The organism is Terrabacter sp. AAH1 (assembly GCF_054456855.1).
In genome coordinates this window covers 301,462-323,656 of record NZ_JBTJJV010000002.1, presented here as the reverse complement: position 1 = coordinate 323,656, position 22,195 = coordinate 301,462, and the positions used below count along the sequence as shown (strand labels likewise).

Sequence of the window (22,195 nt, the reverse complement as noted above, 5' to 3'; positions counted from 1 at the left end):
GGTCGAACAGCATGTGACGACGACGCACGCCGGCGCGCAGCCGATGACAGGGCGCAAGACAGGGCGCACGACAGGGAGGCACGGTGGACCACGCCTCCTTCGACGACTTCGTGGCCAGCCGCTCGACGCGGCTGCTGCGCACGGCCTACCTGCTCACCCACGACCGCGCGCTCGCCGAGGACCTCGTCCAGACGGCCCTGTCGAAGGCGTGGTTCGCGTGGGGCCGCATCGAGGGCCGGCCGGAGGCGTACGTCCGCCGGATCATGGTCAACACGTACGCGAGCTGGTGGCGGCGCCGTTGGAACGGCGAGGAGGCCACGGCCGACCTGCCGGAGCGTCGTCCCGAGGGTCACCGCGCCGACGACGTACGCGTCGACGAGCGCACCGACCTGTGGCGCGCACTCGAGCGCCTGCCGAAGCGGCAGCGCGCGGTCGTCGTGCTCCGTTTCTACGAGGACCTCTCCGAGGCCGAGACCGCCGAGATCATGCAGTGCTCGGTCGGCACCGTGAAGAGCCAGGCGAGCCGGGCGCTCGCCAAGCTCCGCATCGACCCCAACCTGCGCCCGGCCTGCGACGACGAACGCGACGGTGAACGCGACGACGAACGCCACGGCGAACGCCACGGCGAACACGACGGCGAACACGACGGCGAACACGACGGCGAACACGACGAGGAGCGTGCCCGATGAACCTCACCGACCTCCGCGATGAGCTGACCACCCACGCCGACGACCTCGGCTCGGCCCCCGACTTCCGTGCCGGCGTCGCCGACAGGGTCAGGCGCACGAAGCGGCGCCGGGCCGCGGCAGCAGGAGCCGGCGCGGCGCTGGCCGTCGCGGCTCTCGCCGTCGGTGCCCTCACGAGCCTCGGGCGCCCGGCACCGTCCGTGCCCGCGGGATCGCCGTCGAGCGCGGTGCCGATGCTCGGCGCCGACGGCATGCCGTACCGCACGGTCCCCGACGCGCCCGGCGACATCACCAAGGACGGCCTGCGGTTGCGGGCCCGGGTCGCGGACGACCTGCTCGAGGGAGGGGCGATCGGAGACCGGGGGCAGTCCCGGATCGCCGTCGACTGGGTTCCCAGCTCGACGTCGGTGAGCCTCGTCGGCGCGTGCTACCTCGACGGCGCCGGCGTCGGGCGCGCCAGTGAGGTCGAGCTGCGGGTGCGCATCGAGGGCATGCAGGGGTACTTCGGCTCGACGTGCCTCGGCCGGCCCACCGAGCGCGACCTGCCGACGCGCGTCTTCACGCCCGGCGAGCCGGGTCGGGGCTGGGCCGAGCTCACGGTCCGCAGGCCGGCCACCCTGATCGTGGAGGTCGTCGACCGCACGACGGGAAAGCCTCTCGACGGGTCCGACGTCCAGGTCGCCGGCGCCGTGTACACCGACCTCGGCCACCACACGCCCATCCGGGACGCGTCCGGCAAGGTCGTCGCTGTCATCCCGAACACCATCGAGCACCAGGGGTACACCTACACGCAGGTGCGGATGAGCTCGGCCCCGCTGCCGCGATGGCAGGACCTGACGGTCGGCGTGGACCCGGGTGCGGCGATGGTCCTGTGGGGCTCGGCCGGTGAGGGGCTCACCGGCACCGACGCGCCCGACGAATCAGGGATGCGTCTGGCCCGCTACCCGGGCGGGAGCGTGACCCGCGGCTACGGGTGGTGGGGCACCGATGTCCTGCCGGCCGACTCGACGGTGCGGGTGACTGCCTCCACCCAGGGCGCACGTGCCGCGCACGGCTCCGGCTTCATCGCCGTCTACGCCCCCAGCCCCTGACCCTGGATCCCAGGATCCCTCGTGGATGTGTCACCTTGATGTATCGCTGCGATATATCTGCGTGTACTGTTGACGGGTGCCCAAGCAGGACCGTCCACAGAGCCGCCGCGCCGCGCTCCTCGAGTTCGCGGTGCTCGGTCTGCTCCACGACGGCCCCCTGCACGGCTACGAGCTGCGCAAGCGGCTGACCACCGCGCTCGGCATCTTCCGGGCACTCAGCTACGGCTCGCTCTACCCGGCGCTCAAGCACCTCGTCGACGCCGGCTGGATCCACGAGACCGAGGAGCCGCAGGCCACGCGCACCGGCCCCTCGAAGCGTCCCCGCATCACCTACGAGCTCACGCCCGACGGCAAGGAGCACTTCCAGGCCCTCGTCGCCGCCAGCGGACCCGACGCCTGGGACGACGACGACTTCGACGTCCGCTTCGCCTTCTTCTCACGCACCGAGGCCCAGGTGCGCCTGCGCATCCTCGAGGGCCGGCGCTCCCGCCTCGAGGAGCGCCTGGCCAACGTGCGTGAGGTCAGCGCCCGCAACCGCGAGCGCATGGACAGCTACACCCTCGCCCTGCAGCAGTACGGCGAGGAGCGGGCCGAGCGCGAGGTGCGCTGGCTCGAGGAGCTCATCGTCGCCGAACGCCGGGCGGCCCTCGACCCCGGCCCGGCGGCATACGACGACACCACCGACATCACCACCCAGCGCAAGACCACCAACAACAAGGAGTGATCCATGGGATCCGTACGCGTCGCCATCGTCGGCGTCGGCAACTGCGCGAGCTCGCTCGTGCAGGGTGTCGAGTACTACAAGGACGCTGACGCCACCACCGGCGTCCCCGGCCTCATGCACGTGAAGTTCGGCGACTACCACGTCGGCGACGTCGAGTTCGTCGCCGCGTTCGACGTCGACGACAAGAAGGTCGGCAAGGACCTGTCCGAGGCCATCAACGCCTCCGAGAACAACACGATCAAGATCGCCGACGTGCCCACCACGGGCGTCACGGTCCAGCGCGGACACACGCTCGACGGCCTCGGCAAGTACTACAAGCTGACGATCGACGAGTCGGCGGCCGAGCCGGTCGACGTCGTGCAGACCCTCAAGGACGCGAAGGTCGACGTCCTCGTCTCCTACCTGCCGGTGGGCTCCGAGCAGGCCGACAAGTTCTACGCCCAGTGCGCGATCGACGCGGGCGTCGCCTTCGTCAACGCGCTGCCGGTCTTCATCGCCTCCGACCCCGAGTGGGCCGCGAAGTTCGAGGCCGCCGGCGTGCCGATCATCGGTGACGACATCAAGAGCCAGGTCGGCGCCACCATCACGCACCGCGTCATGGCCAAGCTGTTCGAGGACCGCGGCGTCGTGCTGGACCGCACGTACCAGCTCAACGTCGGCGGCAACATGGACTTCAAGAACATGCTCGAGCGCGAGCGCCTCGAGTCCAAGAAGGTCTCCAAGACGCAGGCCGTCACGAGCAACCTCACCGGTCCGCTCGCCGGCCTCGTCGACAGCAAGAACGTCCACATCGGCCCGTCCGACTACGTCGCGTGGCTCGACGACCGCAAGTGGGCCTACGTCCGCCTCGAGGGTCGCGCGTTCGGCGACGTGCCGCTGAACCTCGAGTACAAGCTCGAGGTGTGGGACTCGCCGAACTCGGCCGGCATCATCATCGACGCCATCCGCGCGGCGAAGATCGCCAAGGACCGCGGCGTCGGTGGCGCCCTGCTGTCCGCCTCGTCCTACCTGATGAAGTCCCCGCCGGAGCAGCGTCCGGACGACCTCGGTCGCGCCAAGCTCGAGGCCTTCATCGCGGGCACCGAGGAGCGCTGACCTCAGGTCACACCGAGCTGGAGCCGGGGGTGGGTGGCGATCGCGAGCCTGCGAGCGTCCCCACCACCACTCCGGTATGCCGCGAGGCCCCCTTCCAGCCGGAAGGGGGCCTCGCGCGTCACCTCAGGGCAGAGCCGGTCGTGGTGCCCTTCGGAGCGTCGACGGTGCAGATGATCTCGCGGCTGCCGCGCCACGAGAAGGCGTCCTGCGGATAGATGAACGACGGCCGGAGGTCGTCGAAGGCCTGGCGGGTGAGGAGCGGGTCGGCCCTCTCCGAGCAGCCGTCCTCGGCGGCCGCCACGACCTTGTCCTCGCCGGGCCACGGCCCCGAGGGCATCGCGAAGATCGTCACGACCTGGCTCTCGTGCGGCGAGGTGCAGGGGACGATCGTGACGCTGTCGACCTCCGTGCGACCTGCTCCCGAGAAGCAGTCGCCGGCCTTCAGGTCCTCGACGGAGGCGTCGGACGACTGCGTGACCGCACCTGAGGCATTGCGGGCGGGTGCGTCCGTCGCCACGGCCACGATGAACGCGACCCAGCCCAGCACCCAGAGGACACCGAGCGCCAGGCCGGCGATCGCCATCCCCTTGCCCCTCTGGATCCGGTCGCGCAGCTGGTTCAGGGCGACGATGCCCAGCACGATCGCGACGGCCGCGGCGAGCGGCACGAAGCCGAAGATGCCGCAGCAGAGCGCGGCGATCGCGAGACCGTTGCTGCCCGGCACCGGGATGCGTGGCCGCGCGGTGAAGGGGTCCCCGGTCTCCGGGGGGGCTGCCGCCGGGATCCCATACGGCGGATCGGTCTGGCCGGGTGCGACGTGGGCACCCGGCGTGCCCGACCGGCCGGTGCGCCCGTCAGGGGGAGGCATGAGGGGTGGCGGGACCGGTATCGGAGCCGTCACGGGGTGCGAGGAGTCAGCGGCCCGGACGGGCGAGTCGACGTCCGGGTTCGGCTGAGGAGGGCCGCTCGGGGGCGGCAGTTCGTCGGTCACGCCGTGGAGCATCGCACGGGCGCCGGCCGATCAGGCGCCCACCCGGTCAGCTCACCCGGATCGTGACGTGCGCGCGGCGACGGGCCGCGGCAGTCAGGCGGGAGTCAGCCGTTCGACGGCATACGGGAGGTGGCGCTGGCGGAGCCCGCCGGCCCGTGCGACTCGCCCTGGCCCCGGTGACGGCGCACCTGCCGGACGACGAGCGCGACGACGAGGACCAGCACGACCACGACCGCCGCCCCGCGTCCGAGCCAGGTCTCGACCTTGGAGTAGGACTGTCCGGCGAGGTATCCGGCCGTGACCACGACGCTGCCCCAGGCGATCCCGCCGGCCGCGTTCCACGCCAGGAAGGTCGGGTAATGCATCTTCGACATGCCGGCGAGCGCCGGCATGACGGCGCGGAGGAAGGCGGTCCACCGACCGAGGAAGACGGCGGCCCCGCCTCGTCGGCCGAGGAAGTCCTGGGCCCGGTCGATGCGGTCACGGTGCCGGTCGAAGGCCCTCAGCCGCACGACGCGGCCGCCGAGGTGGCGACCGACCTCGAAGCCGACGCTGTCACCGACGATCGCTGCCACGACGACGACCACGAGGACTGCCGCCAGTGGTACGTGGCCGAGGGAGGCTGCCACGCCACCGAGGATGGCGACGGTCTCACCGGGGACGACGAAGCCGACGAAGATCGCGTCCTCGACGAAGACGACGGCGCCGACGACGAGGAGCACGAGCCAGACGGGCGCGTGGAGCACCTCGGAGGTGATGGTGTCGAGCAGGGCGCTCACGCAGGACTCCTCTGGGGACGGGGTTCGGGGCGGCGGGCGGCGCGGCGCCGCCGTGTCAGCGCAGTCTCTGCGCCGCGGCTGGGCGTCCGCTGAACCCGCGTCACAACATTTGGACACCCATAACGCGATGCATGGTTCTCTGGTCAGAATGGCTCGCAGACCGGAGCGCGACGTGCGCCCGACCCGCGAGAGGACGAGCCATGGCTACACCGCGACTGGGCGAGACCGCCCCCGACTTCGACGCCACGACGACCGAGGGCCCGATCAGCTTCCACGACTGGAAGGCCGACAGCTGGGCCGTGCTCTTCAGCCACCCGGCCGACTTCACCCCCGTCTGCACGACCGAGCTCGGCCGCGTCGCCGCACTCAAGGACGAGTGGGACGCCCGCGGCGTCAAGGTGCTCGCCGTGTCGGTCGACCCCGTCGAGCAGCACGACGCGTGGAAGAGCGACATCGAGGAGGTCGGCGGCGCCCCGGTCGGCTACCCGATCATCGCCGACGACTCGCGCCAGGTCTCCGAGCTCTACGACATGATCCACCCCGGCGAGGGCGACACCTCGGGCGTGCGGTCGGTTTTCGTCATCGACCCGAAGAACACCGTGCGCCTCAGCCTGACCTACCCCAAGAGCGTCGGCCGCAACTTCGACGAGATCCTGCGCGCCGTCGACGCGCTGCAGGTCACCGACAGCGGCCCGTTCTCGACGCCCGCCGACTGGAAGGACGGCCAGCGCGTCATCGTGGCCCCGACCCTGTCGACCGCCGACGCCCGCGAGCGCTTCGGCCACGACGCGGTCGAGGAGGTCAAGCCCTACCTGCGCTTCACCACCGTCCCCGCCTGAGCTGACCGCGCTGAGGGGGCGCCCGGTCGCAGCCACCCCCTCAGTCGCGGCGCTCCGCGAATCAGCCAGTTGCGGCGCTCGCGTTGCGTAACCGCGGCCGGCCCTGGGGATCAGGGTCTCTCGACGCGAAGGCCAGAACCTCGTTGCAGCTCTGGCGCGCGTTGTGCCGGGGACTCTTCGACATCCTGGCCGCGATCAGACCCGCGACCATGGGGGTGGCGAACGACGTGCCGCTCCAGCTCGCCATCCCCGTCGGGAAGCTGGCTGCTGGCAGGCCGAGATCCGGGGGCTCCATGTAGGTGTACGGCTGGTCGTCGGGGTAGGCGTTCAGGATGTCAGTGCCCAGCGCGTACACGTTCACCCAGCTACCGCGGTTCGAATAGTTGGCCACGGACGCGCGGTCGTCATCGAGGGCCCCCACCCCGACGGCCCAGTCGAAGGCCGCGGGCCAGAACTTGCCCTCGTCACCGTCGTTGCCGGCGGCGCACACCATCACGGTCTCGTCGCCGAGCGCCCGCAGGTGCTCTTCGTAGAACATCTCGAACGACTTCAGCGGCCGATCGCCACGCGTCCGCGTGCCGCCCGAGAAGCTGATGACCTGCGGGTGGTCGCGTTCGAGCGCCTCGATCAGCTGGTCGACCATGTCGCTCTCGAAGACCGTGCCTCCCATCGTTGTCACCGACTCGACGCGGACCTGCGACTCCGGGGCATACGCGCGGACGACCCCGGCGATGAACGTGCCGTGGCCCGCGTAGTGCCCGATGTCGTCCGGCTCCTCGTCACCATCGACCAGCGTCGGGAGTCTCAGCCAGTCGTGCGCCTGGACGACGTCCTCGAGCCTGCCGGTGTCTACGACGGCCACCCGCACGTCCGAACCCGTGGCCTCCGGACTGCGGTTCCGGTCGGCGGGCTCGGTCGCGGTGGTCGGGTAGGGCTCGGTCGCCCCGCACCACGTGGTGCAGACGTGCAGCAGGTAGTCCGGTGTTACGGCGCCGGGGCGCACGGCCTTATCGAGGTCGTCGAGCAGCTCGTCCAGGCTCTGACCGTGCGGCAGGTCGACGTCGAAGCGGTGCAGCTTCTCCAGCTTGGTGTTCTTGCGCTCCCTCCGCGGTGGGGGGGTGCGGCCGAGGTGTTCGTAGACGACCGGGACGTCGTCGATGTCGGTGAGCAGGCGCCGCCGTCGGATGTAGTCGACAGTGCCCGCTGCGCCACGGTGAACCTCCACCTGGTGCCCCCGGACGGCTTCGAGGATCAGGGCGACCTGCGCATCGGACCTCTCCTTCATGACGTCCGCCTTCCACGGGCGCCACCAAGGAGCGCGACCTTGCTGGCCCTGAACCCCCTTCCCGCCGTTGCCGTTGCTGCGATCATCGCGGGTATTCACCAGAAACCTCCCAGGGACGCGGACACAGGGGTGTGCCATGAAAGCCGATCAGGCTGCAGACGACGCGGGCGTCGCCGGTGATACACCGGCCCCCCGTCGCCGCGCCGAGGAGCTGCTTCCCCTCGCAATATCGCAGCCGGACGTGGCCGCCGCGTCCGCTTTGGAGATCCTCGCCGGGCGACCGAGCCACCGGGACCGCTCCCTCGCGCACCACGCGATCGCCATCGTCGAGCGTGACCGCGGGCGCACCGACGTCGCGCTCCGCCATGCCCGTTCGGCCGTGCGCGCCGCCCACCGGGCCGGACCCGACCGCGAGGCCGAGGTGAGGGCGACCTTCGGCACGACGCTCGTCTTCGCCGGACGCACCTCGCAGGGCCTCGGCCAGCTCGAGCGCGCCCTGGGTCTGAGCACCGGGCCCGCCCGGCACCGGGTGCTGCACCTGCGCGGTTGCACCTTCGGCCTGCTCGGACGCTACGACGACGCGGTGCGCGACCTCACCGAAGCCGCCGAGCTCAGCCATCGCGCCGGCGACAGGCTCTGGGAGGGAAGGGCGCTCGGCTCGCGCGGTGACGTGCGACGAGCCATGGGTGACTCGACCGGCTCGAGCGTCGACTATGCGGCTGCCGAGGCCGTCCACCTCGAGATCGGTGAGGTCCTCGAGGCGACGATGTCGGCCCGCAACCGGGCCCTCGTGGCGTTGCAGCGGGGTGACGTCGTGCACGCCCTGACCCTGATGGAGCAGGCCGAGGAACGCTACCGCGCCGCTGGGGTCGACCCCGTCGAGCAGCTCGTCGACCACGCCGAGGCGCTGCTCACGGCCCGGCTCGCGAGCGAGGCCGAGCACATGCTCGACGCCGCCCTGGCGCGCGACGACCTCGCGGCGGTGTGGCGGGGCGACCTGCTGCTCGCGTCGTCGCGCGCCGCCATGCTCCAGGAGGAGTGGGACGTCGCGGTGCAGCGGGCTCGTGCCGCCGAGGCGACCTTCCGCTCGCACCGGCGCCACCGCTGGGCGGCCCGCTCGAACCTGCTCGCCCTCGAGGCCTCGTATGCCGCCGAGCAGCACGCGCGCGAGTCGGCCGAGGGTGTGAGCGCCCTCCCGCGCCCGTCCCTCCCGGACCTGCTCGAGCGCACCCGTGCCCTCCTGCGGACCCTGCGTCGCCTCGACGACCCGGCGGTGCCGGAGGCCCTCCTGCTCTTGGCGCAGGTCGCGGGTGACACGGGCCACCTGCGGATGCGGTCACGGGCGCTGCACGAGGCGGCGGACCGCCGGCACGACGGGGCCCCGCTCCCGAGGGCCGCCGCGTGGCTCGCCCGGGCGCTGCTCGCCGAGCAGGTCGGCGACCGGCGGGCCCTGCGGCACGCCTGCCGTCGCGGGCTCGACGCCGTCGACGAGCACCGCTCGCTCATCGGCGACCTCGAGCTGCGCTCCCTCGCGACGGGCTACGGGCTCGAGCTCGTGTCGATCGCGATCGACGACGCGGTGCGTGCCGGTGACGCCCGGGCGGTGCTGTGGTGGGCGGACCGCTGGCGTGCGACCTCGCTGACCGGGCCGTCGGCGACCCCACCCGACGACGAGGTCCTCGCCACCCAGGTGTCGGCGCTGCGCGACGTCACGCGACGGCTCACCCTGCAGGGCGAGGAGGCACACCTCGTGCGCGAGAGGTCACGGCTCGAGGCGAGCGTGCGCAACCGCTACCGGCAGCTGCGAGCCGAGAGCTCGGACAGCCCCGGACCCGATCTGCACCGGCTGGGCGAGCTGCTCGGCGAGACCGTGCTCGTCTACATCCTCGTGGTGCGGGGTGTGTTGCACACCGTCACCGTGGCCGACGGTCGCGCCCGCTTGCGCCGGCTCGGAGACCTGACGGCGGCCGAGCGCGAGGCCTCCTACGCACGCTTCGCCCTGCGCCGTGCGGCCTACGGCCGGGTCGTCGACGTGGACCGCGCCGGTCGGCAGCTGCAGGACGCCCTGCTCGGCGACCCCGACCCCGCGTGGAGCCGGCAGTCGGTGCTCATCTCACCGGCCGCCAACCTGCTCACCGTGCCCTTCGGTCTGATGCCGGTGTTCCGCGACACGGCCTTCGTCGTGTCGCCGTCCACCGCGCTGTGGGCACGGGCGCAGGAGCAGGACGAACCCGGCCAGACGCAGGGCGGGACGGCCCACGTCGCCCTCGTCACCGGTCCGGGGCTCAGCACGGAGCAGCGCGAGGTCACCGAGCTGCGCCGCCTGCACGCGGACGCCACGGTGCTCGGCGGCGACGAGGCGACCGTGGAGCGCACCCTCGAGGCTCTCGAGGGGGCGCACCTGGCGCATCTCGCGGCCCACGGCGACTTCCGGGGCGACGCGCCGCTCTTCTCCTCGCTCATGCTGGCCGACGGACCGCTCATGGTCCACGACCTCGACCGGCTGCGGCGGCCCCCACGGGCGGTGGTGCTCTCGGCGTGCGACTCGGGCGGCGTGCACCCGATCGGGGCGGACGAGGCGCTGGGCCTCGTGTCGAGCCTGCTCGCCATCGGCACGCGCTCGGTGGTGGCCAGCGTCAACCCGGTCAACGACGTCGCCACTGCCCGCGTCATGACCCACGTGCACGCGGCCGTAGCCGCCGGCTGCTCGCTCGCGGAGGGGCTGCACGCAGCCCGGCTCGCTGCCGCCGGTGACCCCCTGCTCGCGGCGACCGCGGCGTCGTTCACCGCCTGGGGCTCGTAGGAGGAGCGGCCGGCGCTCTCGCCGTCAGCGGGCGTCGAACCAGGCTGTCCGCATCGGCTGCTCACCGTCACGGTCGAGCACGAGGCGGGCCAGGCCCACCGGGACCCGCTCGAACGCGAAGCGGCCCGCGTCGAGCACCTGCGTCGTGGTCGACGCCGACGTCTCGAGGGAGACCCGGCACTCACCGGCATACGCCTCGTCACCGGCCATCACGACCCCGATGACGCGGGCGAACTCGCCCTTGCGGGCCACCTCGATCTCGACCGAGATCGCGCCGAGCTCGAAGACCAGCAGGTGCGACGCCGTGGCGGATCCGTTGTCGCGCACCGCTGCCGCGGCGTCGGCGCCGAAGGAGACGAGCGACATGAGCAGGGTGTCGGCCCGGTGCAGCTCGAAGGCCGCGCGCCCGAGCTCGACGACATCCGGGGGCACCGGGTCGACGACGGCCGCGATGCGGCCGAGCCGCTCGAGCAGCTCGAGGTCGTCGGGGTGCAGACCGTCGCGCGTTTCATGCGTGCTCATGACGACTGCCCTCCTCGGTCGAACGTGTAGTCGCCGCTGCCGACGAGGTCTCTGAGCTTGTCGAGGCAGCGCATCCGCGTCGGCCCGATCGAGCCGATCGACATGCCGAGCGCCTCCGCGATGGCCTTGTAGTTCGGACGGTCGCTCGCCATGAGCGCCCGCAGCAGGACCTGGCAACGCTCCGAGAGACGCCCGAGGCACGCCCACAGGTGCGCGTCGCGCTCGTCGTCGAGCAGGGACGCGTCGAGCGAGCGCACCTGCTCGTCGACGACGTTCGTCGCGAGGTCGTCGTCGCGCACCAGGTGCTCGCGGCCCCTCTTGCGCAGGAGCGCGAGGCACTCGTAGCGGGCCGTCGTCGCGAGCCAGCCCGCCAGGGCCTCGGGCTGCGCGATGTCGTCGAGGTGGTCGAGGAGCTTGAGCCACGAGTTCTGCACGACGTCGGCGGCGTCCTCCTGGCTGAGCCGGTGGCCGCGTGCCACGGCCCAGAGCAGCGACGCGAAGCGGTCGACGATGGCGTTCCACGCCGTGGCGTCGCCGCGGGAGGCGCGGGCGAGCAGCTCGGTGAGCTCACCGGGTCCGCCCATGCCTCGCCCCCTCTCTGGGTGCTCAGTCTAGGTGTCACCCCCTGAAGACGTGAGGGACATCCCGTTTGATACATCAAGCCACCGCCTGCCGACGTTTCCCGTGAAACGTCACCGGACGGCATACGGCCCGGCCGGCCAGTCAGGGGAACGACGAAGGGTGGCCGCTCCCCCCGCGGGAACGGCCACCCTTCGTCCGGTGCTGCGGAGCGGGGCTCACGCAGCAGCCCGGCTCACTTCGACGAGGTCTGCTTCTGCGTCTCGGCGTTGGTCTTGCACTTCTTGCCCATGGCGTCGAGCTTGTCGCCGGCGGCCGAGACGACCTGGCGCTGGCCGTGCCAGTCGCTCTGGAACTGCTCGGCGTCGGTGCCGCCCCAGTTGCCCTTGATCGTGGAGACGGCGCTGTTGACGGCCTCGACGATGCCGTCGAGCTCGCCCTTGTAGCCGGTGAGCTTGTCGCCGGACGCGGACACCGCGTCGGCGTTCATGCCCTTCTTGTAAACAGCCATGTCAGTTCCCCTTCAGAAGTCTGCGTGTGGTTGGTCTGGTGTGAGGTCGATCAGTACTGCGACGAGGTGGAGCGCTGCTGCTGGACCTCGCGGTCGATCGTCGACTTCATCTCGGTGAGCAGCTTCTGGGCCTTCTGGAGCTCGGGACGGTGCGTGCCGGTCCACTCCTGCTCGAACTGCTTGGAGTCGTCACCCTGCCAGTTCTGCTTCAGCGACTCGACCTCCTGGTCGACCTTCGTGATGAGCTTCTGGATGGCCTCCGCCTGCTGCTGCAGGACGTTGCCCTGGGCGTTGACCTCATCGTCGTTCATTCCGAGCCAAGCCATGACCTTCTCCTTTGCCTGTGTTCCCCCGACTGATTCGGGAAGTTCTCTTCCGGACCAACCGTTCAGGCCCGCGCCTTGCCAAACTCCTCGACGTCTGCACCCTTTTCGCCTGATGGGCGGCTTTCGTCGACATGCATGAACCTATGTGACCGTTCGTGGGGTGTCGATGGGGAGCACTCCCCATGACCTCCCCGGGTTGGCCCACACCCGGGCGTATGCCGTGTGGCACCACGAATCCCCATGTGGCGCAGGCTTTTCGATGACCTCTCGAGCATCACGGCTTGGCCACCTGGAGCAGCTCGAACTTGCCCTTCTCGACGACGAAACCGCGGCCCGGGGGGAGCTCTGCGCGGTTGAGGGCGGGCAGGTTGGCCTTGAACACCGACAGGCCCTCGTTGCCGTCCGGGTGGAGCGCCAGGCCGGAACGCGACGTCTTGAGCAGCGCCTGCAAGCCGAAGTTGCTGCTGAAGAACGCCGCCTCGCCCTCGGCGACGACGAGCTGGTCGTTGTCGACGCAGGCCTTGGCGAGGGTGGTCAGGGCGTTCTCGGCGCCGGACGGCGCGAGGTCGTCGATGCGCTCGACGAAGACGGCCACGGGCCGGGTGATGCGGCCCTCGTCGATCTCCTCGGCCAGGCGCGTCGCGAGTGCCGAGGTCGGGCCGGCGCCGACGGCGGTCTCGGCCCAGATGCCGAGGTCGAGCAGCTCGGAGCTGCGGCGCGGCGTCATGAGGTAGAGCGCCGACGCCGAGCTGAACCGGAAGAGTCCGGCCGCGGTGGCGGCGACGGCCGTGGTGCGACCGGAGCCGGACGGGCCGGTGATGATGAAGGTGCCCTTCGGGTCGAAGCCGTGCGGCGCGAGGGAGCTGGAGGCGACACCCAGGACGGGCCGGCCCCCGAACTCCGCCGGCAGGTCACCGAGCGGGATCTCCTCGGCGAGGCTCTCGATGGGCGGCGCCTGGCTGACGCCGGCCTTGCGGGTCGCGTCGGCGAACGCCTCGATCGCGGCGGCCTGCACCGTGACGTCGGACGAGCCACCGAGCACTGCGACCTGCACCTCGGAGCCGGCCATGAGGCCGCGACCGGGAGGGGACGCCATCGTGAGCACGTCGCCCGGCACCCCGAACACCGAGTAGTCGTCGAGGTTGCTCATGCGCAGGATGATCCGGCCCTGCACCGCGGCGGCGAGGTTGGTCGGCAGGCCGGTGCGCTGGTCGCTGGCGATGATGAAGTGCACGCCGACCGGACGGCCGTCGGCAGCGAGCCCGGCGAGCATGTCGAGCCACTGGAACCGGCCACCCACCTCGTAGGCCTGCCGGAAGGCGGTCATGCCGTCGATGAGGACGATGACGCGCGGCTCGTCGCCGTGTCCCGACAGGCGGCGGTAGTCGGTGATCGTCGCCGCGCTCACGGCCGAGTAGCGCGTGGCCCGCTCGTCGATCGTCGCGCGCAGCATGCGCAGCAGGCGGGTCACGCGCTCGTGGTCGCCGCCGGGGACGATCGAGCCGACGTGCGGCAGCGTCTCGAGCATCGCGAGACCCCGGTTGCCGAAGTCGAGCCCGTAGACGTGGCAGGGGCCGCCGCGCACCGTGTAGCCGGCCGCGACCGCCATCGAGCGGAGGAAGACCGACTTGCCCGAGCCCGACGTGCCGTAGATCGCGATGTTGCCCTCCTTGTCGGGGCGGAACGCGACCTCGGGCTGGGCCTGGTTGTCGGGGTCGTCTGCGACACCGAAGACGAGCTCGTCGTCGCGGCGCTGGGTCGGCAGCGTCGCGAGGTCGTAGACGGGGCGCATGTCGGGCAGCCACGGCTTGCGCGGCTTGGGCAGCTGGGCCATCCGGGCCGCCCGGCCCAGGCTGCCGACGAGACGCTGGATGTCGGTGGGGCCGAGGTCGACGGCGTCGTCGCTGCCCTCTCCGCGCGGCGGCTCCCACTCGATGCCGGCGCCGAAGGTGAGGGTCTCGACCTTCATGTCCGGCGGGGGCGGCACGTCGGAGGTCCACCCGCCGGCATACCCCGTCTGGAAGGGGACGAGCCGGCCCGGGCCCGTCTTGGACACGGCGCGGCCGGGCAGCGACGGGTCGAAGAACGCGGCCTCCTTGCTGCCGAGCACGTCGTCGGAGTCGTTCTCGTCGGCCATCCGCAGCGCCATGCGCAGGTTGGTGTTGGCGCGCAGGTTGTCCTTGATGACGCCGGCCGGGCGCTGCGTCGCGAGGATGAGGTGCAGGCCGAGCGACCGGCCGCGCTGGGCGACGTTGACGACGCCGTCGACGAACTCGGGCACTTCCTGCACGAGGGCGGCGAACTCGTCGACGACGATGATGAGCGAGGGCGGGGCGTCGACCTCGCCGCGGCGCTCGAGCTCGACGAGGTCCTTGGCCTTGTGCCGGGCGAGCAGGTGCTCGCGGTAGTGCAGCTCGGCGGCGAGCGAGGCGAGCGCCCGGCGCACGAGGTGCGGCGAGAGGTCGGTGACGAGGCCGACGGTGTGTGGCAGCTTCACGCAGTCGCGGAAGGCCGATCCGCCCTTGTAGTCCACGAGCAGGAAGGTGACGCGCTGCGGGGAGTGGGCGGCCGCCATGCCGAGGATCCAGGCTTGGAGCAGCTCGGACTTGCCGGCGCCGGTGGTGCCGCCGACGAGGGCGTGCGGGCCGTCGCTGCGGATGTCGACGGAGAAGGTGCCCTGGCTCGACTGGCCGACGATCGCCCGCAGGTTGCCGGGCTTGCGCGGCAGCACGGCAGGCGCGTAGGGCCCGGTGAGGATCGAGCGCGACTCGCCCCACTTCTCGATGACGGCCTGCTCACTGCTGGCCAGGTCGGTGCCGGCGAGGGTGAGCAGCGAGACGGCCCGGGGCAGGTCGCTCGCGTCGTCGACCGGCACGCCGGCATCGACGACGGGCGCGAGCATGCGGGCACACGCCATCGCCTCGTCGTAGCCGATCCGGTCGACCGCGACGGGCTGCACCTGCTCACCCGCCTGGACGTAGCCGGCGAGCGAGCTCTCGTCGTCGCTGACGACGAGGAAGGTGTGGCACGCAGCGGGGAGCAGCTGCTGGGACTCGGCGACCCACACGATGACCACACCGTGCCGGTGGCCACGTTCGGCGATCGCGACGAGCCGGCTGCGGTCGATCGGGGCGTCGCCCTCGACGAGCACGAGCACGGTGGGGCGGGTGGCGGTGGCCTCCTGCTGCTCGCTCGGCGACCCCTTGGCGTCGACGATGTCCTCGAGGGCGTCGGCGAGCGCCGAGCAGGCCGGGGCGCTGGCCGCGAGGTGGCCGGTGCCGACGGGACTGTGCGGCGACGTGGTGTGCGGCAGCCACTTGAGGAAGTCCCAGTCGCGCGCCGAGCTGCCCGACGCGAACGCGCAGACCGCGAGCTCGGCCGGCGAGTGCAGGGCGGCGGCCTGGAGCACCACCGACCGCGCGGCGCCGAGCGCGTTGCCGCGCTGGCCCGCGACGCCGATCGCGCCGTCCGAGAGGGGGGTCGCGACGACGGGGACGTCGTGCACCACCTCGAGGCCGCGCAGCTGCTCGGACACCTCGAGCCAGGCCTCGGCCTTCGATCGTCCGACGGCCGGCATCTTGATCGCCGACCGCGACGCCAGCGTGCCCAGCCCGAGTCGCAGCTCGGCGTACCCGGGCACGTCGCGGCGGCGGGTCCAGAGGAGCGCGCTGCGGTCACGCACCGCGGCCAGGCACTCCGCCCCACTGGGGTGCTCCCCGCGGCGGGTGTGGCCCTCGGCGTCGAGCGAGCCGCGGATGCGCTGCGACAGCAGGCCGAGGTCCTCCTTGAAGTCGACCATCGCCTGCGCGAAGTCCTTCTTCTGCTGGCGGCGTGCCTCGTAGTAGGTGCCGGCCATCATCAGCGGCATCATCAGCATGAAGACGATGCTGAAGGCGTTTTTCGTGATCGCGAACAGCACGGCGCCCATCAGCAGCGGCACGACCATCGCGACCATGGGCATCGGCTGGATCTTGCCGCGCTCGGGCAGGTCGGGGACCTGGAACTCCTGGCCCTTGAAGAGCGGGGCGACGCGCGGCGAGCGCGAGAACGCCACGGTGCCGGCGTCGCCGGAGAGGACGCCGCTGCCGGGCCGGCTCACGACACCGTCACCCTGGACGTGCACCTCGAGCTCGGTGTCGCCGAGCCGCACGACGTCGCCGCTCTTGAGGTGGGCGCGCGTCACCTGCTGGCCGCCGGCGGTGATGCCGTTGGCCGAGCCGAGGTCGACGACCTCGACGACCTCCTGGATGACGAGCTTGGCGTGCTTGCGCGACACGGACTCGTCGGCGAGCTGCACCTCGCAGCCGCGCCCGCGGCCGACGTATGCCGTGCCGCGGGCGAGCGCGAACTCCTTGCCCGCGTCGGGGCCGGAGCGGATGTACGCCACCGCCGCCGGCCGGCCGCGGTCGACGAACCCCTCGCCGGCCCGCGTGACCGACACGCGCATGCCCGACTGGAGCCCGCTCTCGGCGACGGTGGCCCGGGGGTCGAGACCGCGCAGGTCCTGGTCGACGAGCGCGAGCGTCATCGACGCGTCGACGCCGAGCACGCTCGGGCGGTTCGGGTCGGCCGCGGCCAGGTAGGCGGCGAGGTCTCCGACGGTCGTCGCCGAGTCGGTGGTCGCGACGAGATCGGTCTCCCGGTCGCCCGACCGGAGGACGAACTTCAGCTTCACGCGTCACCCTTCTTGCCGGCACCCGTGCCGGCCTTCGCCCTGCCCTTGCGTCCGTTTCCTCGACGGCTCGCCCTCGTGTCGCCGGGGGCGACCGTGCCGACGCCGGCCTTCGTGCTGCGGCCGCGTCGCCGGCTCGGAGTCGCCTTGCCCTGCCCACGCGTGGTGCGGCGGGCGGCCGGACCGAGGCCCGAGCCCGTCGGCAGGTGGTCACGGAACGTGCGCAGTGAGACGTCGGCGCGCAGACGCTGCCAGAGCGACTGGCCCGACCGGAGGCGACGACGCGCGGTGTCGACGTCCTCCCAGAAGGCCGCGACCTCCTCCGGCGACGGCTCCTCCACGTCGAAGACGTGCCCGTTGGCGGCGGCTGCGACCGGCACGAGCGCCAGTGGTCGAGTGCTGACCTTCCCCCCGTCAGGGGACGGCGTGACCGTCGCCGGGTTGGGCGGAAAGTGGGCACTCGACATGGGCGCACCCATGAGAGCCCCGTCGACGACGACGCTGGGCCTCGGCGGCGGGGGCCCGTCGACGTGCAGCTCCAGCGCGCGCGCCTGCTCCAGGCGGGTTCCCTTGGCGGGCAGCGGCATCCGCAGATCGCGCGCGGCGTCGATGATCTCGCGCCAGCCACCGGTGACCCGTGCAGCCGTGCTCCCGGTCGTGCGCCGGCGTCGACGACGCAGCCACTTGGCACCCCGGATCGCTCCGTAGAGCACGAGCAGGACGGCGAGCGGGAGGAGCACGTAGAAGACCAGCCAGCGCAGCCAGTCCGGCCAGTTGTCGGGGTTGAGGGGGTTGTCGTCCTTCGGGGGGTTGCGCAGCTGCGTCGCGTTCTGCGCCTGGTCGGGGCCCTGGAGCACGCTCGGCGGGTTGTTGGCCGCGGGCGGCGGCACCTGCGCGCCGGTCTTCTTCTCCTCCGACTTGCGGATCAGCTGCTGCGGCTTCTTGTTCCGCTCGGGGACGAACTGTGTGGCGAGGATCGGCAACCACGAGTCGTCGGCGAGCTTGACCTCGACCCACGCCCGCACGTCCTTGCCCTTGACGACCCCGCCCGCCTCGGGGATCGCGCCCAGCACGACACGCGCCGGGACGCCGAGGCGGTTGGCGACCAACGCGTACGCCGCGGCGTACTGCTCGTCGTTGCCGGCCAGCTGGGTCGACTTCATGAACTGGCTCATCCGCAGCAGGCTGTGCCCGGGCAGGAAGACGTTCTGGTAGTCGCCGGGCGCCCCACCGTCCGTGTAGGCACCGTCCTGGAGGGCCTTGGCGACGGCCGCGACCTTCTCCCACTGGCCGTCGACCCGGTCGGTCCACGGCGTCACCTTGTCGTCGAGGAACGTCAGCGCCGACACGTCGACGGTCGAGCCGTCCGCGACGTCGACCGTCTTCGGCAGGTCCTTCGGCGGGGTCTGGACGTAGGCGGTGACGGTGTACTGGTCACCGGCCGCGAGCCTGACCGGAAGCACACCGGTGTTGGTGTCGATGTTGAAGCGCAGGTCGTCCTCGAGCTGGTCGCCGCGGCCGCCGCCGAAGTCGAGGCCGGTGACGGTGCCGAAGGTCGGGAGCCACACGTCGCTGTAGCCACCCGCGGGCACGGACACGGTTGCCGTGACCTCCTGCCCCGGGCCCTCGGCGCCGATGTGCGAGCCGACCTTGCGGAAGCTCGTGCCCTCGGGGACGGGACCGTCGCCGAGGTTGGCGAAGTTGCCCGCGCCCCAGACGTACCCGTCGTACGAGTCGAGAGCTGCGAAGCGCAGCGGCACGTTCGCCGGCAGGCCCTTGACCGTGAGCAGCGTCTTGTCGAACTGCTTCGCCCCGTTGGGCTCGGTGTACTGCCGGAAACCGGCGAGCGGTGAGGCGTACTGGCTCACGTCGAACGGCGGCGTGAGCGAGGAACGGAAGACCGTGCGGCCCTGGTCGGCGCCGGGGAGCATCGGCCCGACGAAGAAGCCACCGACGGTGGCGACGGCGAGCAGGGCGGCCGTCGTCAGGGCGCGCGTCGTGCGACCGGCGCCGTTCTGGAGCGCCGGGCGGTTGCGGTTGCTGCGCAGGGCCGCCCAGCCGATGGCCACCAGCGCGAACACGGCGCCCTGGATTAGCACCGCGGCCGGAGTGGACGTGCCGAGCACGATCGAGGCGACGAGCAGCGCGATGGGCGCGACGAGCGCCAGGACGGCGCCGGGCCACCGGCGGGCGACGCCGTAGGTGAGGGCGGCGCCGACGAGCCCGAAGAGGAAGGGCAGCGCCATGTACGGGCCTTCGGAGTCCACCGGCGGCAGGGCCGTCAGCAGCTCCTTCCAGCCCGGCACCGCCATGTGCACGAGGGTCGCGAACGTCGACCCCGAAGGGAGGAACCCGGCGACGAGGTCCTCGCGCACGGCGATCGGTCCCGCCAGGAGCAGGTAGGCCACGGCGACGCCGAGCAGCGTCACGACACCGAAGGCCCGGAACGCCGCCCCCACGTGGCTCACGACGAGGCCGAGCAGCAGGCCGGCGAGACCGACCCACAGCCAGCCGAGCCCGAAGAAGGTCGTGCGGAAGCCCACGAGGGCGATGCCGACGAGGGCCGCCGTGAATCCGGCGTCGACGAGCATCGGGGCCGACGGCCGCAGCCTCGCCAGCTGGGCCCCCACGCGCTCGCGCACGGTCGGTGGCTGCACGAGCGCACTCGGCGGCGGTGCGGGAATGGCGGTCTGGGTCATCGGGCGACTCCGGTGAACAGGAGGGGACGGAGGTCCTCGAGCGTGCTCAGCGTGAGGATCGTGAGACCCCCACCACGGCGCAGGCCGTGCTCGGCCAGCGGGTCGACCACGACGATGACGCGCGTCACCTCGGGCGGGAACTGCCCGGCCGCGCGCTGCAGCTCGATGAACGGCCGGTGCGGGCCGGTGACGATGAAGACGGTGGAGGTGTCCGGCGCGAGATCGGTGGCATCGAGGCTCACCGCGAACAGGTCGATGGGGCCGGGTTCGACCCGCGACATGGCGTCGAGTCCGACCTGCGGCACCGACTTCGTGACCTTCTGCGCGCCGCAGACCATCGTGCAGTCCTGCTCGTCGAGCATGACGCGGACCATGATCGACGACCCCACCGAGATCGCCGTCTCGACGTCGGCCTGGATGGCCGTCGGCGCGTTGGCCGCCATGACGTCGCGCTCGACGTCGCGGTCGGTGCGGCCCGTCTTGCCGTGGCCGGAGCGGTACTGCTCCGGGTCCGGGTCGACGATGATCGTCACGTGCGAGCGCCTCGTGTCGAGGAACTGGCGCACGAGCAGGCGACCCGCCTTGGCCGAGCTGCGCCAGTGGATGTAGCGGCGGTCGTCACCCGGCTGGTACTCGCGCAGGGCGTGGAAGGCGAGGTCGCTCATCGAGACGTCCTCGGTGGTGCTGCCCTCGAGGTCGCGCAGCAGGCCCGCCCCGAGCGACTCGAGCGCGACGGTGCGCGGGTGCACGAACAGCTCGGTGCGCTCGGTCCACGTCAGGGTGCGGCGCATGAGACCGAGCGGGTCTCCCTGCACCGTCGTCGCCGGGCCGACCTGGATGACGCCGCGGCGCGACGTCGGGACGACGAAGAGCTCCTCGTGGGCGTTGCCCGGCGTCAGTGCCGGCAGCACGAAGCGCGCGGCCGACAGCCCCACGGGCAGCTCGACGAGGATCGGCAGCATCGGGGTGCGGGCCTCGTTGGTGACGAGGATCCGCCCCGTCGCCGGCTCACCGACGACGACCCGGCGCGGATCGACCTCGGCCAGGATGCGGACCTTCGTGCGACCCAGCGCGAGCGCGAAGCAGACGAGGAAGAGCACGAGGGCGGCCGCGGCCACCATGAGCAGCTCGGTCCAGCCCCAGCGCGCACCGACGAGCCAGCAGGCCACACCGAGCCCGAGGATCGTCCACCCGAGCGGCGAGACCCAGCGCAGCACGCCGGCGACGGGCCGCCAGACACCCTGGGTCTGGTCGGCCACCTGCTCGATGGAGCGGGTGATCGGCTGGGTGATCTGGCGGATGCCGCGGCTCGTCGTCCCGGTGACGGCCCTCGCGCGGCTCCCGGCCGCGGGGGCCGACGCTGCCGCCGCCGCCACGCGCGCGCCGGCCACGGGCGCGCCGGCCACGGGCGCGGCGGCGCCGGCCGACGCTCCCCGGCGTGACGGCATACGGAAGCGGCCGCCGCGACGCGACGACGTGGCCCCCTGGTCCTGCTGGGTCATGCGGTCCCCTTGTGTGCTTCTGCCTGTGTTTCGCGGGCCGGACTCGGTCAGGCCGAGGCGCGCTCGGCCGGCGGCGCGATGTCGCCGAGGATCTGGTCCACGCACTGCTCGACCGTCGTCCCCGCGAACTGTGCCTCCGCGTTGAGGAGCAGACGGTGGCTGAGCACCGGCTCGGCCAGCACCTTGATGTCGTCGGGGACGACGTAGGTGCGGCCCTGGCTGGCCGCCCACGTCTTCGCGCAGCGCACGTACGCGAGACAGCCGCGCACCGAGAGGCCGAGCTTGAGGCTCGGGTGGCGACGCGACTCCTCGGCGATGCGGCTGACGTAGCCGAGGATCGCCGGGTCGACGTGGATCTCGTCGGCGAGCTTGCTCATCTCGACGATGACGTTGCTCGCGATGAGGGGGCTCAGCGTCTTGGCGCGGTCGCGCGTCTTGGCGTCGGCGAGGACGGCGATCGTCGCCTCGTGGTCGGGGTAGCCGACGCTCGCCTTCATGAGGAAGCGGTCGAGCTGCGCCTCGGGCAGGCGGTAGGTGCCGGCCTGCTCGATGGGGTTCTGCGTGGCGATGACCATGAACGGCTCACCGACCGAGTGCGGCTTGCCGTCGATCGTGACGCGGCCCTCCTCCATGACCTCCAGCAGCGCCGACTGCGTCTTGGGCGAGGCGCGGTTGATCTCGTCGGCGAGGACGATGGTCGCGAAGATCGGGCCGGGGTGGAACTCGAAGCTCTGCTTCGTCGGCTCGTAGATCGTGACGCCGGTGACGTCGCTCGGGAGCAGGTCGGGCGTGAACTGGATGCGGCTGTGCGTGCCCTGCACCGTCGCCGACAGCGCGCGGGCGAGCTGCGTCTTGCCGGTGCCCGGGAAGTCCTCGAGGAGCATGTGGCCCTCGGACAGCAGGCAGGTCAGGGCGAGGCGCGTCACGTGCTGCTTGCCCAGCACGGCCTTCTCGATGTTGCCGACGAGCTGGTCGAAGGTGTGCGCGAACCAGGTGACCTGCTCCTGGGTGATCTGGCTGGTGACGCGACCGGTGCTGGGAGTGGCCGTCATGGGTGTCGTTCTCCTGTCAGGTGTTTCATCGATCTGGGG

The 22,195-nt window shown here is 71.9% G+C and carries 17 protein-coding genes; 6 read left to right on the top strand and 11 right to left on the bottom strand.

Annotation, left to right across the window (positions count from 1 at the left end; genetic code table 11):
* The first annotated feature begins 83 nt into the window (after positions 1-83).
* The 4 genes from ACXR8F_RS05450 (at position 84) to ACXR8F_RS05435 (ending at position 3,596) form a co-directional block, all read left to right on the top strand.
* The gene (locus tag ACXR8F_RS05450) at positions 84-689 is read left to right on the top strand and encodes a SigE family RNA polymerase sigma factor (protein WP_458799065.1); all 606 of its coding nucleotides are present in this window, start codon (positions 84-86) and stop codon (positions 687-689) included.
* The gene (locus ACXR8F_RS05445; RefSeq protein ID WP_458799064.1) at positions 686-1,777 is read left to right on the top strand and encodes a hypothetical protein; all 1,092 of its coding nucleotides are present in this window, start codon (positions 686-688) and stop codon (positions 1,775-1,777) included. The genes ACXR8F_RS05450 and ACXR8F_RS05445 overlap by 4 nt, the downstream gene beginning before the upstream one ends.
* Before the next feature lie 76 nt (positions 1,778-1,853).
* Positions 1,854-2,501, top strand: a complete 648-nt coding sequence (locus ACXR8F_RS05440) for a PadR family transcriptional regulator (protein WP_045189095.1) — start codon at positions 1,854-1,856, stop codon at positions 2,499-2,501.
* Positions 2,502-2,504: 3 nt separating this feature from the next.
* Entirely contained in the window at positions 2,505-3,596 is a 1,092-nt protein-coding gene (locus ACXR8F_RS05435; RefSeq protein ID WP_045189093.1) for an inositol-3-phosphate synthase, read from the top strand.
* Between the two features lie 118 nt (positions 3,597-3,714).
* On the opposite strand, the gene ACXR8F_RS05430 is transcribed toward ACXR8F_RS05435, so the two are convergent.
* Both ACXR8F_RS05430 and ACXR8F_RS05425 read right to left on the bottom strand, forming a co-directional pair.
* Complete coding sequence (locus ACXR8F_RS05430) at positions 3,715-4,464, bottom strand: DUF4190 domain-containing protein (protein WP_458799062.1); 750 nt, start codon at positions 4,462-4,464, stop codon at positions 3,715-3,717.
* Positions 4,465-4,691: 227 nt separating this feature from the next.
* Positions 4,692-5,366: a DedA family protein gene (locus ACXR8F_RS05425; RefSeq protein ID WP_458799061.1), complete on the bottom strand. Its 675-nt coding sequence runs from the start codon at positions 5,364-5,366 to the stop codon at positions 4,692-4,694.
* A gap of 200 nt (positions 5,367-5,566) precedes the next feature.
* On the opposite strand from ACXR8F_RS05425, the gene ACXR8F_RS05420 reads away from it, so the two are divergent.
* A complete protein-coding gene (locus ACXR8F_RS05420) occupies positions 5,567-6,205 on the top strand; it encodes a peroxiredoxin (protein WP_458799060.1) in 639 nt (212 codons plus the stop codon).
* A gap of 61 nt (positions 6,206-6,266) precedes the next feature.
* On the opposite strand, the gene ACXR8F_RS05415 is transcribed toward ACXR8F_RS05420, so the two are convergent.
* The gene (locus tag ACXR8F_RS05415) at positions 6,267-7,490 is read right to left on the bottom strand and encodes a S8 family peptidase (protein WP_458799059.1); all 1,224 of its coding nucleotides are present in this window, start codon (positions 7,488-7,490) and stop codon (positions 6,267-6,269) included.
* Positions 7,491-7,731: 241 nt separating this feature from the next.
* On the opposite strand from ACXR8F_RS05415, the gene ACXR8F_RS05410 reads away from it, so the two are divergent.
* Positions 7,732-10,293 carry a CHAT domain-containing protein gene (locus tag ACXR8F_RS05410; RefSeq protein ID WP_458799058.1) on the top strand — a complete coding sequence of 854 codons (2,562 nt, stop codon included), beginning with the start codon at positions 7,732-7,734 and terminating at the stop codon, positions 10,291-10,293.
* Between the two features lie 24 nt (positions 10,294-10,317).
* Here the strand turns inward: ACXR8F_RS05410 and ACXR8F_RS05405 are convergent, their stop codons facing one another.
* The 8 genes from ACXR8F_RS05405 to ACXR8F_RS05370 all read right to left on the bottom strand — a co-directional run bounded on the left by ACXR8F_RS05405 (position 10,318) and on the right by ACXR8F_RS05370 (position 22,156).
* Entirely contained in the window at positions 10,318-10,815 is a 498-nt protein-coding gene (locus ACXR8F_RS05405; RefSeq protein ID WP_458799057.1) for a carboxypeptidase regulatory-like domain-containing protein, read from the bottom strand.
* On the bottom strand, positions 10,812-11,399 hold the full coding sequence (locus ACXR8F_RS05400) for an RNA polymerase sigma factor (RefSeq protein WP_458799056.1): 588 nt from the start codon (positions 11,397-11,399) through the stop codon (positions 10,812-10,814). The genes ACXR8F_RS05405 and ACXR8F_RS05400 overlap by 4 nt, the downstream gene beginning before the upstream one ends.
* Before the next feature lie 230 nt (positions 11,400-11,629).
* A complete protein-coding gene (locus ACXR8F_RS05395) occupies positions 11,630-11,905 on the bottom strand; it encodes a WXG100 family type VII secretion target (protein WP_458799055.1) in 276 nt (91 codons plus the stop codon).
* 50 nt (positions 11,906-11,955) lie between these two features.
* Positions 11,956-12,231 (bottom strand): WXG100 family type VII secretion target, encoded by a 276-nt coding sequence (locus ACXR8F_RS05390; protein WP_082080755.1) that lies wholly within the window; start codon positions 12,229-12,231, stop codon positions 11,956-11,958.
* A 274-nt stretch (positions 12,232-12,505) separates the two neighbouring features.
* On the bottom strand, positions 12,506-16,906 hold the full coding sequence (locus tag ACXR8F_RS05385; protein WP_458799054.1) for an FtsK/SpoIIIE domain-containing protein: 4,401 nt from the start codon (positions 16,904-16,906) through the stop codon (positions 12,506-12,508).
* Positions 16,903-19,602 (bottom strand): DUF3488 and transglutaminase-like domain-containing protein, encoded by a 2,700-nt coding sequence (locus ACXR8F_RS05380; RefSeq protein ID WP_458799053.1) that lies wholly within the window; start codon positions 19,600-19,602, stop codon positions 16,903-16,905. Before ACXR8F_RS05380 ends, ACXR8F_RS05385 begins: the two co-directional genes overlap by 4 nt.
* Positions 19,599-21,104: a DUF58 domain-containing protein gene (locus ACXR8F_RS05375; protein WP_458799052.1), complete on the bottom strand. Its 1,506-nt coding sequence runs from the start codon at positions 21,102-21,104 to the stop codon at positions 19,599-19,601. The genes ACXR8F_RS05380 and ACXR8F_RS05375 overlap by 4 nt, the downstream gene beginning before the upstream one ends.
* 47 nt (positions 21,105-21,151) lie before the next feature.
* The gene (locus ACXR8F_RS05370) at positions 21,152-22,156 is read right to left on the bottom strand and encodes an AAA family ATPase (protein ID WP_045189067.1); all 1,005 of its coding nucleotides are present in this window, start codon (positions 22,154-22,156) and stop codon (positions 21,152-21,154) included.
* Between the last annotated feature and the right edge of the window lie 39 nt (positions 22,157-22,195).